The organism is Krasilnikovia sp. MM14-A1259 (assembly GCF_047159535.1).
Taxonomy (GTDB): Bacteria; Actinomycetota; Actinomycetes; order Mycobacteriales; family Micromonosporaceae; genus Actinoplanes.
The window spans coordinates 7,579,579-7,594,452 of record NZ_BAAGAJ010000002.1 but is presented as its reverse complement, the minus strand read 5'-3'; the positions used below and the strand labels follow the sequence as shown (position 1 = coordinate 7,594,452).

At 73.4% G+C, this 14,874-nt stretch carries 13 protein-coding genes; 2 read left to right on the top strand and 11 right to left on the bottom strand.

All coding sequences use genetic code 11. The features are described from left to right. Positions 1–11: 11 nt before the first annotated feature. The 3 genes from ACMCNK_RS34435 to ACMCNK_RS34425 are packed head-to-tail and all read right to left on the bottom strand — an operon-like array spanning position 12 to position 1,580. Positions 12–335 (bottom strand): hypothetical protein, encoded by a 324-nt coding sequence (locus tag ACMCNK_RS34435; RefSeq protein ID WP_412740504.1) that lies wholly within the window; start codon positions 333–335, stop codon positions 12–14. Position 336: 1 nt separating this feature from the next. Next, entirely contained in the window at positions 337–1,041 is a 705-nt protein-coding gene (locus ACMCNK_RS34430; protein ID WP_412740503.1) for a flavodoxin family protein, read from the bottom strand. A 38-nt stretch (positions 1,042–1,079) separates the two neighbouring features. Continuing rightward, the gene (locus ACMCNK_RS34425) at positions 1,080–1,580 is read right to left on the bottom strand and encodes a DUF3224 domain-containing protein (protein WP_412740502.1); all 501 of its coding nucleotides are present in this window, start codon (positions 1,578–1,580) and stop codon (positions 1,080–1,082) included. Between the two features lie 145 nt (positions 1,581–1,725). On the opposite strand from ACMCNK_RS34425, the gene ACMCNK_RS34420 reads away from it, so the two are divergent. Together ACMCNK_RS34420 and ACMCNK_RS34415 are read left to right on the top strand one after the other, a co-directional pair. After that, on the top strand, positions 1,726–4,917 hold the full coding sequence (locus ACMCNK_RS34420) for an ATP-binding protein (protein ID WP_412740501.1): 3,192 nt from the start codon (positions 1,726–1,728) through the stop codon (positions 4,915–4,917). 90 nt (positions 4,918–5,007) lie between these two features. Next, positions 5,008–5,931 (top strand): hypothetical protein, encoded by a 924-nt coding sequence (locus ACMCNK_RS34415; protein WP_412740500.1) that lies wholly within the window; start codon positions 5,008–5,010, stop codon positions 5,929–5,931. Positions 5,932–6,021: 90 nt separating this feature from the next. On the opposite strand, the gene ACMCNK_RS34410 is transcribed toward ACMCNK_RS34415, so the two are convergent. The 8 genes from ACMCNK_RS34410 to ACMCNK_RS34375 form a co-directional block, all read right to left on the bottom strand. Next, the gene (locus tag ACMCNK_RS34410) at positions 6,022–6,366 is read right to left on the bottom strand and encodes a hypothetical protein (protein WP_412740499.1); all 345 of its coding nucleotides are present in this window, start codon (positions 6,364–6,366) and stop codon (positions 6,022–6,024) included. Positions 6,367–6,426: 60 nt separating this feature from the next. Then, positions 6,427–6,906 (bottom strand): universal stress protein, encoded by a 480-nt coding sequence (locus tag ACMCNK_RS34405; protein ID WP_412740498.1) that lies wholly within the window; start codon positions 6,904–6,906, stop codon positions 6,427–6,429. Next, positions 6,903–7,784: an ArsB/NhaD family transporter gene (locus ACMCNK_RS34400; protein WP_412740497.1), complete on the bottom strand. Its 882-nt coding sequence runs from the start codon at positions 7,782–7,784 to the stop codon at positions 6,903–6,905. The genes ACMCNK_RS34405 and ACMCNK_RS34400 overlap by 4 nt, the downstream gene beginning before the upstream one ends. 143 nt (positions 7,785–7,927) lie before the next feature. Next, positions 7,928–9,586, bottom strand: a complete 1,659-nt coding sequence (gene atzF, locus ACMCNK_RS34395) for an allophanate hydrolase (protein ID WP_412740496.1) — start codon at positions 9,584–9,586, stop codon at positions 7,928–7,930. Further along, entirely contained in the window at positions 9,583–11,694 is a 2,112-nt protein-coding gene (locus tag ACMCNK_RS34390) for a 5-oxoprolinase/urea amidolyase family protein (RefSeq protein WP_412740495.1), read from the bottom strand. The genes atzF and ACMCNK_RS34390 overlap by 4 nt, the downstream gene beginning before the upstream one ends. Next, a complete protein-coding gene (locus ACMCNK_RS34385) occupies positions 11,691–12,314 on the bottom strand; it encodes an urea amidolyase associated protein UAAP2 (RefSeq protein ID WP_412740494.1) in 624 nt (207 codons plus the stop codon). The genes ACMCNK_RS34390 and ACMCNK_RS34385 overlap by 4 nt, the downstream gene beginning before the upstream one ends. Continuing rightward, entirely contained in the window at positions 12,311–13,027 is a 717-nt protein-coding gene (locus ACMCNK_RS34380) for an urea amidolyase associated protein UAAP1 (RefSeq protein WP_412740493.1), read from the bottom strand. The genes ACMCNK_RS34385 and ACMCNK_RS34380 overlap by 4 nt, the downstream gene beginning before the upstream one ends. Next, the gene (locus tag ACMCNK_RS34375; RefSeq protein ID WP_412740492.1) at positions 13,024–14,553 is read right to left on the bottom strand and encodes an amino acid permease; all 1,530 of its coding nucleotides are present in this window, start codon (positions 14,551–14,553) and stop codon (positions 13,024–13,026) included. The genes ACMCNK_RS34380 and ACMCNK_RS34375 overlap by 4 nt, the downstream gene beginning before the upstream one ends. Positions 14,554–14,874: the final 321 nt, after the last annotated feature.

The window sequence follows — 14,874 nt, the reverse complement described above, 5'->3', positions numbered from 1 at the left end:
CCGGCTCCCGGTCAGTGCACCTCGATCGGGTAGCTGGTCACGTAGATCTCCAGCTGCTCGAATCGTTGCAGTAGGTGGGTCTTGAAATGGGCGATCCAGGCCCGGTGCTCCGCGGTGTCGTCGACGTCGACGACCAAAGCGAACAGCCGGTCGGAGTAGCGGCGGCCGTCCGCGGTCCAGTTGCCCAGGGCGGCGTCGGGCCGGAACGTGAACGCGCCGAACGTGTCGCCGACCTCCTTCAGCGAATCCGGCACGCATCTCGGGCAGGAGTCCATGACGAGCCGGCCGTCGTTGAACTCGGCCGGCAGCAGGATCTCGTAGCGCCGGGTGCTCACGTCACCGGTGTTCCGGGTTGGGCAGGTCGAAGCGGCAGCCGGCGTCCCATTCGCTGCGCTGGTTGCCGTGGGCGGGAACGCCGCCGGCGTCCTTGAGCATCCGGGCCAGGTGCAGCAGGTTCCAGGTCATGAACGTGGTGTTGCGGTTGGTGAACTCGTTTTGCGGGCCACCGGAGCCGGGGTCGAGGTAGGACGGGCCGGGCCCGGCCTCGCCGATCCAGCCCGCGTCGGCCTGGGGCGGGATGGTGTAGCCCAGGTGCTGCAGGCTGTAGAGGATGTTCATGGCGCAGTGCTTGACGCCGTCCTCGTTGCCGGTGATGAGGCAGCCGCCGACCCGGCCGTAGTAGGCGTACTGGCCGCGGTCGTTGAGCAGCGACGAGCAGGCGTACAGGCGCTCGATGACCTTCTTGGTGACCGAGCTGTTGTCGCCGAGCCAGATGGGTCCCGCGATGATGAGGATGTCGGCGGGTTGCACCTTGTCGCGGTAGAGGGCCGGCCACTCGTCGGTGGCCCAGCCGTGTTCGGTCATGTCGGGCCACACGCCGGTGGCGATGTCGTGGTCGACGGCCCTGAGCACCTCGACCGCCACACCCTGCTTCTCCATGATCGACCGGCTCAGGTCGATCAGCCCCTGGGTGTGGCTCAGTTCCGGGGAGCGTTTCAGGGTGCAGTTGATGACCAGTGCGCGCAAGTCGCCGTACGACATGGAGGGACCTCCTGGGGTCGGGGGGTGTCACACCCTACCTAGTGGAAACACACGGTGCCGGTGTAACGGGAACGCCCGCCGTCGGGGAACGAGAACGTGCCCTGCGCCCGGATCGCCCCGGTGACTCCGGCGAGGTATCCGGTGCCTCCGGTGATCGTCTGCAGGTCCACGATCGAGCCGTCGCCGCCGGAGGCGAACGCGCCGGCGTTCTTGATGAGCAGGGTGCCGGTCCGGCCCCGGGTCTTGCCGGTGAGGGTGGAGTCGGAGGTGAACAGCTGCACCGTGGTCGTGGGCGTGTCCGCGGTGGGCACGATGGAGGTCGCACGCCCCTCGGCGACACCGCTGATGTCGCCGCGGTAGGTCGCCTCGATGCACAACCCGACCGGGGAGGTGCAGCTGGGCCCGGTGACCGGCCGCTCGACATAGCTGCCGGCGACCGGCGTGCAATGGGCCGCCGCCTGGGTCGAGGTGGCGGGTCCGAGCACGATGGCCAGCACCCCCAGCGTGACGCAGACACGGATACCGCGGGCTGATGACATGTCGGTCTTCCTTCGCGAGTGGCGATCATCGGGCCGTCCGGATGCAGTCTCCACCCGCGAATGCAGCGTTATGGGACGATTAGGGGCAAATTAACCCGCTGTGTGAATGTCGCGGTCGACGAAGAACGTGGGCGACAATGGCGGCGTGTCGGTACCCGTCGCCGCCGCCGACCTCGTGGGCCGGGAGTCGTCCACGGATCGACTGCGCCAAGTGGTCGACGACATGGCCGACGGACGCGGACGGCTGGTCCTGATCTACGGCGAGCCCGGCGTCGGCAAGAGCGCACTGGCCGAGTACGCCTGCGGCCATGCGACCGGTCTGGGCGCCACGGTGGCCTGGGGGGCGTGCTGGGAGGGCGACGGCGTCGCCGGCTTCTGGCCCTGGCAGCAGATCGTCCGCGCCGCCGCCGGTAACGGCCGGTCCGACCTGGAGCCGCTGTTCCCGGACCGGCCCACCGCCGCCGCCGATGCGGACGGGATGCGGTTCCAGCTGTTCACCGCGGTGGCCGACGAGTTGCGGCAGGCCGCCGCGCGGGCGCCACTGGTCGTCGTGCTCGACGATCTGCAATGGGCGGACGCCGGGGCGGTGCGGCTCCTGAGCTTCGTCGCCCGGCAGGTGCTGCGGGACCGGATACTGCTCATCGGCACCTGCCGCGACGCCGACATCGGTTCGGACCATCCGGTCGGCGACCTGATGGCCACGCTGCCGCCCGATGCGGAACTGGTATCGCTGGAGGGGCTGGATCAGGACGCCACGGCGGAACTGCTGCGACGAACCGCGGGCGGGCAGCCCTCCGCGGAACTCGTGGCGGCGGTCCACCGGCGTACCGGGGGAAACCCGTTCTTCATCACCCAGCTCTCGCGGCTGACCGCCGGCGTGACCCGGCCGGTGCCCGGCAGCGGGCTCCCGGCGGTGGTCGGCGACGCCATCCTGCGGAGGATGGCCCGTCTGCCCGAGCCGACCGTCGCGACGTTGTCGGCCGCCTCGGCCATCGGAGCCGAGTTCGACGTGGCGCTGCTGTCGGCGACCACGGGCATCGGGTACGCCGACACGCTCGCCCGGACGGAGACCGCGGTGCGGGCCGGCGTACTCGTCCCGGCCGGTGTGGGACGGCACCGGTTCGCTCACGACCTGTTCCGCGAGTCGCTGTACGGCGCCCTGTCCGGCGACGCCCGCTCCCGGACCCACCTGGCGATCGCCACCGCGCTGCAGGAGCGCGCCGCGCGCGGCGGTGACGTGACACCCGGGGAACTGGCCCACCACTACGCGCTCGCCGTACCCGCAATCGCACCGGCCGTGGCCGCGGAGTTCGCCGTCGCCGCTGCCGAGCACGCCGGGGCGCGGCTGGCCTACGAGGAGGCGGTGCGGCACTGGCGGCAGGCGCTGCGCCTGCTCGAACAGGGCGGGACCGTGCCCCTGCCGGTGCGGCTGAGTGCCGCCGAGGCCCTGCTGTGCGCGGGCGACCGCGCCGCGGCGTGGGCCGCGTTCACCGACGCGGCCCGGCTGGCGGCGAGCACCGGGGACGCGTCGGCGCTCGGTGCCGCCGCGCTCGGCCTGCACCGGCTCGGCGCCGGTTCCGAGGGCGCCCGCCGGGACGTGATCGGCCTGCTGGATCAGGCCGCCGACGCGCTGGAGGCGGTGCCCGACGACGCCGCGGTCGCCCTGTACGCCCGGGTGCTGGCGGCACTGGCCCGGGAGCACCACGACGGGCCGGGCGCCGACCCGCAGCGCGCCACGGCGCTCGCCTACCGGGCGTGTGCGAGCGCCCACGCCAGTGGCGACAAGGCCGCGATGGCGTGGTGCCTGCACGCCCGCCACGACGTGATGTGGACGCCGGGCAGCGCACCGCAGCGGCTGGCGATCGCCGACGAGATGGCCACGGCCGCCGATGCGGGCAACGTGCCCGACCTGATGTTCCGGGCCCGCTTCTGCCGGTTCGTGGCCATGGTGGAACTGGCCGATCCTCGGGCGCTGGCCGCCATCCGGGAGCTGGAGCAACTCGCGGCCGAGCTGAACCTGCCCACCCCGCGTTACCTCGTACTGTCCCGGCAGGCCGCCCTCGCCCACCTCGACGGTCGCGACGCGGACGCCCGCAGCCTCGGCGAGCAGGCGGCCCGGTTCGCCGACCTGATCGGCGAGTCGGCGGGCTTCGGGGTGCACGCCAGCCAGCGGCTGGTGGCCGCGCTGGACCGGGCCGGGTGGTCCGGGGCCGCCGAGCTCCGCGCGGAACTGGGCGACCGGGCGGTCCGTCCCGAACTCACGCCGCTGTTCCACGCGATGGTCGCGCTCGGCCGCGGCGACCGGACGGCCGCCGGGGAGATCCTGCGGGCGTTGCCGTTGCAGACCGACGAGCCCGCGAACCGGTCGCACACCCTGGCCGGCGCCGCCTTCGACATCGAACTGGCCGCCGCCACCGGGCTGTCCGGACGCTGCGCCGACTACTACGAACGCCTGCTGCCCTACGCCCAGCAGATGGTGGTCCTGGACGGCGTGATCAGTGTGCTCGGGCCGGTCTCGCTCTACCTCGGACTGGCCGCGGCCGCCCAGCAGCACTGGGACCTTGCGGTCACGCACCTGGAGGACGCGCTGAGCGTCACCGAGCGGCTGGCTGCGCGCCCGATCGCCGCGCGGGTCCGCGCCCACCTCGGCTTCGCCCTGCGCGGCCGCGGCGGCCCCGGCGACCACGACCGGGCGAGGACGCTGCTGGCCGACGTGGCCGAGTCCGCCGCCGAACTCGGACTGCGGGCACTGCACGACGAGACGGTACGGGCCCTGGCCGAGGAGCCGGTGGCCGATCCGGCATCGGCGGTCTTCCGCCGCGAGGGTGAAGTGTGGACACTGCGCTACGCCGGGCGCAGCGTCCAGCTCCGGGACGCCAAGGGCCTGCGGGATCTCGCCACGCTGCTGGCCGTACCCGGGCAGGAGGTCCCGGCGGCACGCCTGCTGGCCGGGGTCGAGGCACCGGCGCAGCAGCTGGGCGGCGACGAGGTGATCGACCAGCAGGCCCGGGCGGCGTACAAGAAACGGCTCGCCGAGCTCGACGAACAGATCGCCGAGGCGGAGGACGACAACGACGCCGGGCGCCTCGAACGCTACGGCGCCGAGCGGGCCGCACTGATCGACGAGCTGGCCCGGGCGTACGGGCTCGGCGGGCGGGTACGGCGTCTCGGCGACACCGGCGAGCGGGCCCGCAGTACGGTCACCGCCCGCATCCGCGACGCGCTGCGCCGCATCGACCGTACGCATCCTGAGCTCGGCGCCCACCTGCGCGCCTCCGTGATCACCGGCCGGGCCTGCGCCTACCGCCCGGCCGCCCCGCTTCGCTGGGAGTTGTGACCTCACCGGCGGTGAGCCGTTTCCTCACGCCTGTCTCTGCGAGAGGCATGCGCGGCCCGCGCATCCCGGCGACACGAGGAGACGAACACCGTGAACGACACCAAAGCACCCCAGACCTCCCGCCGTCCCCGCCTGATCGGCCTGGCCCTGGCCGGCGCCGCCGCTCTGACCGCCGGCCAGCTGGCCCTGTCCAGCCCCGCATCGGCATCGGTCGGCACCGACCTGCGCCTCGTGCCCGGGCAGAGCACCACGGACTCCGGGTTCTCCAAGCAGGCCGTCGCCACCTGCCCGGCCGGCACCGTCGTCTACGGCGGCGGCGGCGACATCGTCGGCGGCGGCCACGACGTGATCCTCTACGAGCTCGACAGCCGCGGCGACCGCACGCACTTCTACGCCAGCGCCCACGAAGCCGTCGGCGGCTACACCGGCACCTGGACCGTCTACTCGTGGGCCGTCTGCGGACCCGACCGGCCGGAACTCGGCCTGGCGTACACCTCCGCCGTCAACTCCACCAACACGGGGGCGCGGGGCGTGCGGACCACGGTCACCTGCCCCGCCGGCAAGAAGGTGATCAGCGTCGGGGGCGCCGCGGCCGGGCCGTTCTGGTACTTCCAGCACCAGGCGCCGGGCATGATCCTCGACAGTCTGGTGCCCTCCAGCGACCTGCGCTCGGTCACCGTCGACTCCTACCAGGAGGAGCAGGCCAACAACAACGACGCGGGCACCCTGGCCTCCGCGATCTGCGGCTACGCACCGGCCGGCCTGCAACTCGTACCGCGCACGGTCAGCGCCAGCAGCACCGCCGACAAGGCAGTCACCAAGGAATGCCCTGCCGGTACCCGGGCGATCAGCGCAGCGGGCGGGCTGGACGGCGCCGGCGGTCAGGCCTACCTCGACCGCCTCGTCCCGCATTCCCAGTCGCTGCTCACCGGCGGTGACATCGACACCCGCCACGACAGCAACGGCTCCAGCAGGTCGTGGACCGCATCGGTGTCCCTGATCTGCGCCCAGTAGCCCTTCGGACCGGGGCGGCCGCGCGAGCGCGGCCGCCCCGGTCCACGTGGTGTCCAGCCGCCGTCACGCCCGCGGCAGTGAAATGCGCTGTCAGTCGGTGGGCGTGGGGTCGTTCCACCGGGCGAGCTCGTCGTCGATCTCCCGCTGGTCCAACCGGGCTTCGCGCCGGTTGGCGGCCCGTTCACGCTCGTCCGCGTGGCGGTCACGCCGATTCGCGGCCCGTTCGCGTTCGTCTGCGGCCCGGTCGCGTTCGTCCGCGGCCTGCTCGCGTTCGTCCGCGGCCTGCTCGCGGATGGCTGCGCGCGAGTCGCGCTGCTCCGCGTCGATGTCGCGTTGATCCGCGTCGCGCTGCTGGATGTGGAACGCGGCGTCCCTCGCGTCCGCGAGGCTTTCCCGTTGCGTCAGTTCGTCGCGGCGGGCAGCGTCATCCGTCACCACAGGATCATAGGCGCGTCGCGTCCGTGACGGCACGCGCGGATCGCTGCCCGTGAAGCCTCAGAAAGATCGCCGGGTCACGAGGGTGTCGGGCGTGGCCGGCGGGTCGGGCCAGACGATCAGGACCGGGCAGGGCGCGTGGTCGACGACAAAGCGGGTGGGCGGGGCGAAACTGTGCGGCCCGAGATGGCGGTGGTCGCCGTCGCGGACCACGATGAGCAGCTCCGCGTCCGCCGCCGCTGCCGTCACCTCGCGGTCGGCGCGTCCGCGCAGCAGCAGCGGGCGGGCAGGGCGGCCCAGACGCGTCTGGGCGGCGTGCAGCAGGGCCCGTTCGGCGTCGTCGATCGCGGTGATCATCTCTCCGTGACCCGCCGGGGGCCGGCCGCGGCCGAGCAGGCCCGCGCGGGCGGCGTCGACACCCGCGGCGAGCGCGGGGTCGACGACGTGCAACAGGATGATCTCGGCGTCGGCCGGGCCGCTCCGGGCGGCGTCCACACCGGCCTGCCAGGTGCCCTCCGCCAGCCACACCAGGATCTTCATGACACCCCCGAGGTTGTCAGGACCAGCCACAGCATGACCGTTCCGGCGAGCAGACACGCCGGTACGGTTGCCGCGCCGAGGCGCAGGAACTCGCCGGTGGCCGGTGCCGCGTCACGCCGGTGCAGGATCTGCCGCCACAGCAGGGTGGCCAGCGACCCGACGAAGGTCAGGTTGGGCCCCACGTTCACGCCGATGAGTACGGCGAACACCAGGCCGGTGTGGTGACCGACGGCGGGCACGAGCACCAGGGTGGCCGGAAGATTGTTGATCAGGTTGGCCAGGAGCGCGGCGAGCCCGGCGGCGGCCAGCATCCCGGCGAGGCTCGCCTCGTGTGGCGCCAGCACGGTCACGACCTGGTCGAGCCCGTGACGGCGTACCGCGAGCACCACGACGGCGAGAGCGAACACGAACACGCAGAACGCCGGGTTCGCCTCGCGCAGCAGGCGGCCGGCCCGGCGCGGTGCGCGGCGCAGCTCGGGTGCGGCGAGCAGTACGACGCCGGCGGCGGCGATCCACGCCGGATGCACGCCGAAGGGTTCGGCCACGGCGAACCCGGCCACGGTGGCGGCGACCGCGAACACCGCCGCCAGTAACCGGCCGGGACGCCCGCGGCTGCCGCGGGCGGCCACCGCCGCCGCGTAGCGGAACACGCCGTGCGTGTCGGCCAGATGCGCCAGCATCAGCACCACCGCCAGGAACACGACCGTCGGCGTCAGCCCGACGACCTCTCGCCACGCGACCGACGCCGGCACCAGCCCGGCGGCGACCGCCAGCACGGCGGCGGGCGCCGCGGCCACGGCCTCCGGCAACCCGCCCGGACGGGCCACGGCGAACCCGAGCACCGCCAGCAGCAGCCCCAGCGAGATCACCGTTTCCACGCGAGACAGCCTACGAACGCCCCGCGGCTCGGTCCGCCCGCCCGGGCGGACGTCGAGAGGTCGAGACATCCCGTGAAGCGGTCGCTGTACCCCCGCCGGATGGCGAGGACGCCCAGCTCACCGGCGGGCGCGGCGGTGAGCGTTCACCTGCAGGCCGCACGCCAGCCGCCGGATGCGGTGACGTCCACCGCGTCGCGCACCCCGTGCTCGCCGGCCAGGAAACCGGTGACCGAGGTGCCGTCGTCCAGCCGTACGGTGCCGAGGCACAGCGGCGGCGGCACGGTGTCGAGCAGCCGTCCCACCGCCTGGTGCGGCAACTGCCACACCTCCAGCGCGATGCCGGTGGCCGGTCCGTCGCCGGTGAACACCAGTCCCGGGCGGGCCACCCCCGCCCCCGGCAACCGGTACAGCCGGTACCCCGGCGCCGTGCGGGCCCGGGCGTGCAGCAGCCCGCCCATCTGCACCAGCTGCGGGTTGAGTGGCATTCCGCTCAGGTGCGCTCCTGCGATCGCCACCAGGCTGGTCCCGGCATCCGGGGAAAATGAGGCGACCGGTTCGCCGCACCACGCGGCGGCCAGGTCGAGCAGGGGCCGGTCGGCGAAGGCGGGCGCCACGAACTGCACACCGAACGGCAGCCCGTCCGGCCGGGTGCCGGCCGGAACGGCGACGGCGCACAGATCCAGCAGATTGACGAAATTCGTGTACGTCCCGAGCCGGCTGTTGACCCCGACCGGGTCGGCGGCGACCTCGGCCAGAGTGGGATGTCCCGGGGTGACCGGCAGCATCAACGCGTCCACGTCCGGCCACACCGCCTCGGTCCGCCGCCGCAGCCCCGCCAGCCGGTCGAGCCCGCGGAACACCTCCGGCCCCGGCACGTCCCGGCCGGGCGTGACGACGGCCCGCACGGTCGGATCCACACCGGGCGCGGACAGGTACGCACCGAACGCCGCCCACCGCTCGGCCAGCCAGGGGCCGCCGTACAGCAGCCGGGCCGTCTCCAGGAACGCCGTCACGTCGACCGGCACGACGTGGGCTGCCACCGTGTCGAGCCGGCGCAGCGCCGCCTCCCACGCCACCCGGTGCACCGGGTCCAGGTCGAGGCCCCCGTCGGGCACGGCCACCACCCGCATCCGGGCCGCCACCCCGGGGGCGGGGGCCGGCGGCGCGGGCCGCGACCAGGGATCGCCGGGATCCGGCGAGGCGAGGACCGCCAGGGCCGCCGTACCGTCGGCAACCGTACGGGTGAAGGTGGTGACGCAGTCCAGCGACCGGCAGGCCGGCAGCAGTCCGCGGGTGGAGATCAGCCCCCGGGTCGGCTTGATCCCGACGATGCCGTTGAATGCGGCGGGCACCCGGCCGGAACCGGCGGTGTCGGTGCCCAGGGCCAGGGGTACCTGCCCGCTCGCCACGGCGACCGCACTGCCGGAGCTGCTGCCGCCGCTGACGTGCTGCGCGCTGTGCACGCTGTGGCAGGCACCGTACGGGCTGCGGGTCCCGACGAGCCCGGTGGCGAACTGGTCCATGTTGGTCTTGCCGACCGGAACGGCACCCGCGTCGACCAGCCGTTGCACCGCGACCGCGGAGGTCGCGGCGATCGAGTCGGCCAGTCCGGGACAGGCCGCGGTCGTGGGATGTCCCGCGAGGTCCAGGTTGTCCTTGATGCCGAACCGTACGCCGGTCAGCGGCCCGTCCGGGGCGGCGGCCGCGAACGCCGCCACCTCGTCAGTGGGCAGTTCCGTGATCCAGGCGGACTGCCCGCTCGCCGCCAGCGGCGCGGCGCCCTGGGGGACGGCCGCCGTCACGCCACACCCGCCGTGGCCGGCTCGGCGATCGCGGACGCCGGGACCGGTTCCCCCACCGTGGAGGCCTGGATCGGCTCCGCGATCGCGGATGTCTGAGCCGGCGCCACAGCCGCGGTCGCGGCCGCGGTCGCCTGAGCCGCCCACCGGTCCCGCTCGGCGGCGAACGCCTCGGCGCGCCGGGCGGTGAACTCCGTCGCGTCCGCGGTGTCGAGCAGGTCCGCCAGCCGCAGTGTCACCGGCCGGGTCTCGAGCCCCGACCGGCCCGCGGCGACGTCGGCACGCAGCTCCGCCAGCCGCTGCGGCGTCACCGGGGTGAAGTGCAGCACGTCGAACTGCCGCAGCAGCCACGGGGGATCGGTGCTGTCCGGGTCGTAGCGCCACACCGGCACGGTGCGGCCGACCAGCTGGTACCCACCTGGTCCTTCCATCCCGTACACGCACAGGTACACGCCGCCGATGCCGACCGCGTTGGCCGGCGTCCAGGTACGCGGCGGGTTGTACTTGGTGGTGACCAGCCGGTGCCGCGGGTCCAGCGGCACCGCCACGGGCGCGCCGAGATAGACGTCGCCGAGCCCGACCACCAGATACGCCGCCGAGCTCACGATGTCGAACACGTCCGCGCGCCGGTCCAGCCCGTTGATGCGCCGGATGAACTCGACGTTGTCGGGGCACCACGGGGCGTCGGGCCGTACCCCGGACTGGTAGCGGGCCATCGCCTCGTGCACCGACGGGTCGTCGAACGCGATCGGCATGGTGACCTCGCGGGCGGTCAGCTCCACCGTACGTGGATCGGGCAGTGCGGCCCACGCGGCCGCGACACGCTCGGCCAGTGCGGGCAACGGCAGCCGTCGTTCGTCGACCGCGAGCAGCAACGAGCGGACCCCCTCCACGGCTTCGACGATGCGGTCGTCGCCGGCCAGTGCACCGGCCAGCAGGTGGATGCGCAGGCGCACGGCGAGATCCAGGGCGGCCGGGCCCGCCTCCACCAGCGCGTGGTGGTCACCGGCCCGCCGTACGGTCAGCGCCGGCCGGTCCCCGTCGGCGGGTATCTCGGCCAGCGGCGCGGGCCGCCGCCCGCCGCGGACGGCGAGCCGGCGCGGCCGGGGCTGCTCCCCCGCGAAGGCGGCCTGCTGTCCGCCCGGGCCGCTGATGTTGTCGTCCCCCGCGAGCCGGGCCCGGTGGTCCTCGTTGGCCGCGTCGGCGTCCTCGGGTGACACCGGGACCAGCCGGATCCGGTCGCCGGGACGGGCCTGGGCGAGCTTCCACCGGTCCGCCCGGATCACCACGGCCGCCACCACGAAGCCACCGAGGCTGGGCCCGTCCGGCCCGACGATCACCGGAGTGTCCCCCGAGATCATGATTCCGCCGACCGGGTATGCACTGTCGTGGATGTTGCTGGGGTGCAGTCCCGCGTCGCCGCCGTCGCTGCGCGCCCAGCGCGGGCTCGGCCCGGCCAGGCGCACCCCGGTACGGTCGGCGCGGTGGTCGACCCGCCACTGCGCCGCGAACAGCTCGGCGATCCCCTCCTCGGACAGGTGCTCAGGCGCGCCGTGCGGGCCGGGCACCACCCGCAACTGCCAGTCGCCGGTCAGTTCGGGCAGCGGCACCTCGGACGGCTCCGCCGCACCCGCGGCTCCCGCGTGCAGGACATCGCCCTTGGCCAGCGCCCGCCCTTCGTGCCCGCCGAACCCGCCGAGCAGGAACGTGGCGGCGCTGCCGAGGGCCACAGGCACCGTGAGCCCACCCCGGACGGCCAGATAGCTGCGCAGCCCCGGCCCCCTGGCCGGGCCGAGGTCCAGGACCTGCCCGGCCGCGACCGGTGTCGGATGCCCGGGCGTCACCGCGACGCCGTCCAGGGTGGCCGCGGTGGCTGCACCGGTCACACAGACCACCGCGTCGGTGAGGGCCCGCAGCTTCGGTCCGCGCAGCACCGCTTCCAGCCCGGCAGCCCCGGCCGGGTTGCCGACCACCCGGTTGGCGAGGCCGAAGGACAGGTCGTCCCAGGCGCCCGACGGCGGCACCCCGACCCCCCACAGCCCGGTCCGGCCGGGCAGGTCCTGCACGGTGGTCTGGATGCCTGGCACGAGGACTTCGAACGCGGGCGTCATCGCGTCCACCCCAGCAGCCGTACCGGGGTCGGGTCGTAGCCGTTGCAGGGATTGTTGAGCTGCGGGCAGTTGCTGATCAGCACCAGGATGTCCCGTTCCGCACGCAGTTCGACGTGCTTGCCAGGCGCGGACACCCCGTCCGCGAAGGTGAGTCCACCGTCGGGGGTGACCGGTACGTTCATGAAGAAGTTGATGTTGTGGGTGAGGTCGCGCTTGTCCAGCCCGCGGGTGACCGCGTAGCGCAGGAAGGTCGCGCGGCAGGCGTGCTGGTGACGGGTGTGCTCGCCGTAGCGGACCACGTTGCTTTCCTTGGCGCAGGCCCCGCCGAGGGTGTCGTGGCGTCCGCAGGTGTCGTCCACGATGGTCGCCAGCGGGTCGTGCCGGACGCTGCGCAGCACCGATCCGGTGCTCAGGTAGACCGCCCCCTGCGCCCGGACCGTATCCACCGCGCTGTATCGGTTGGCCGTGTCCCGGGCGTCGTAGATCAGCGTGTCGACGGCCTGGTTGCCGTGCAGGTCGACGATGCGCAGCCGGCCACCGGCCGGGATTTCCCCGATCCAGCCGTCCCCCGCGGCCACGGTCACGTCGAGCAGCCTCACGGTTTCCCGGGTACCGGTCACAGCAGGCTCCTCTCGGCGGCGGCCAGCGCGCGGGCGGACTCGGCACGAAACGTCATGCTGGGGTCGTCGGCGCAGATCGGGTCCGGTGCACCCGCGGCGACGTCGGCGCGGACCGGGGCCGGGTTCCAGCGCGGTGCCGGATCCAGGGGATGCGGCGCGGTGGCCAGCACCACCAGCAGATCCTGTTCGGCGCGCAGGCGCACCCAGTCGCCGGTGCGGGCGTGGCCGGGCACGTACGCCAGCGCCGCCCGCTCGCCGGATGCGGGCGCCACCTTGGCGAAGAAGTTCACGCACGCATGCAGATCCCGCTCGCCCAGGCCGTGTACGTAAAGCTCGTCGAGCAGCAGGCTGCGGGCGCTGCGCCGCCAGCCGTTGCGGTCGCGGCCGAAGTCGGACGCCCCGAAACGGTCCAGGTCGGCGTCGACGCTGTGCCCGGTGATCGCGTCGTGCCAGTCCAGCGAGGAACCGGTGACGGATGCCAGGGCCCGGCCCACGTCGGACATGAGCACCATGGGCGGGGTGATCCGGGCGGACATCTGCGCTTTCAGCGTGTCCGGGACGTTCAGCCGCTCCACCGGGTCCGGCGCGGCGAACAGCAGCACACTGGCCACCGCATCGGTACCGAGGGCCTCGAACCGCAGGGTCGAACCGCGGCGGAGCGTCACCGACCAGGCGGCCCCGCCGGGCACGTCGTGCCGATATCCCTCACTCACGAGGCACCACCCGGCATCGCGGTCGCAGCCTGCGGGCGCCGGTGGCGGGCAACGTACGCGACCATGCCCAGCCCCACGATCACGGCCAGCGCGATCCCCGCGAAGTACCGCAGGTACGCGGGGCCGGCGGTCGGGTTGTACACCTCTTCCCGCGGCCACGCCATGTTGACGACCATGAAGGCGCCGAACCCCACCGCGACCAGATTCACCGGCAGGCCCCAGCGCCCCAGGCCGAAGTGCCCGTCCGGAACCGCCGAGGCCCAGCCGCCGCGCATCCGGCGCACCAGCACCGGCACGGTGACCAGCAGATACGCCAGATACACCACGACGACCGCGACGCTGGTCAGCGCTGTGAACAGGGCGCCCTGACCGACGTTGACCAGCAGGATCGCGACGGCCAGCACCCCGATCACCACGGCCGGCAGCAGCGGGGTGCCGGTCCGGTCGTTCACCGTGGCCAGCCGCGCGGAGAACGGCAGCACCCCGTCGCGGGACATCGAGAACATCAGCCGGGTGGCGGCGGTCTGGATGGCCAGGGTGCACACGAACACCGCGATCGCCACGTCGACCAGCAGCGCCCGGCCCAGACCGGTGCCGAGCTGACTGGTCACCACGTACGGCAGGCCACCGGCGACCAGGTCGCCGTCGGTGAGACTCGGCGCGGCCATCAGGCCCGCGATGAGCAGCAGACCGCCACCGATACCGGACACCACCAGTGCCCGGATGATGGCCCGCGGCGCCGTACGGCGCGGCGCACGGGTCTCCTCACTGAGCTCACCGGCGCTGTCGAAGCCGTACATGACGTACGCGGCCATGAGCGCCGAAGCGAGAAACGCCATGGCGTATCCGCTGCCGCCCGCGTGCCCGGTGTCCATGACCACGGACGGGCCGCGCTCGGCATGGGAGAACAGCAGCGCCACCAGCAGCACCACGCCGGCGATCTCGCAGACCACACCGATGCTGTTGACCAGCGACATCACCCGTACCCCGACCGCGTTGATGACCGTGGTCAGCGTGATCAGCACAGCGCCGAGCAGCACCGCGTTGGTGGCGCCGCTCGTCGACGAGAGCGCCGGGTCCCCGGACACCACCTGGAAGCCCGGCCAGATCGACGGCAGGACGACCTGCAACGCGATGGCGGCCGCGGCCACGCTGACGACTTGGCCGATCAGCATGAACCAGCCCGCGAACCAGCCGGTGACGCCGTTGGACAGCCGCCGCGACCACTGGTAGATGCAGCCCGAGATCGGGTACCGCACGGCAAGCTCGGCGAAGACCAGGGCGACCATCAGCTGGCCGGCCAAGACCAGCGGCCACGTCCAGAAGAAGGCGGGCCCGGCGAAGCCGAACCCGAACGCGAACAGCTGGAAGACCGTGGTGAGGATCGAGACGAAGGAGAACCCCGAGGCGAACGCCGCGAAGGGGCCGAGCTTGCGGTGCAGCTGCTGCTGGTACCCGAATTCGGCGAGCACCGAGCTGTCGGTGTCCGTACGGTCCGGTGCGATCGTGGGGTTGACGGCGACCATCTGCCGGCCTTTCTGTTGCGGGAAGGCGATGGGCCCCGCCGCACGGCGGGGATTCAAGGCCGCCGGACGACGGCGGCGGCCGCCCTCACGGCGGCCCAGGGCATGCGGCATCGCCACGCGAACCGGCCACGCGTGACGGGTGTTCCGAGGGATCAGCGGGAAAGCATCGGCGACACTCCACGGGACCGGGACCCGCCACCTGCCGGGTCGACCTGGCCTCCCGGGTTTTTGTCCCGCCGTGGAACGGGCCCTGCGTCGGCCCGCCTGCCCCTCTCGGTCGCGGACCCGTCGTCGACGGCGGAACCCTAGGGGCGCCCCGCC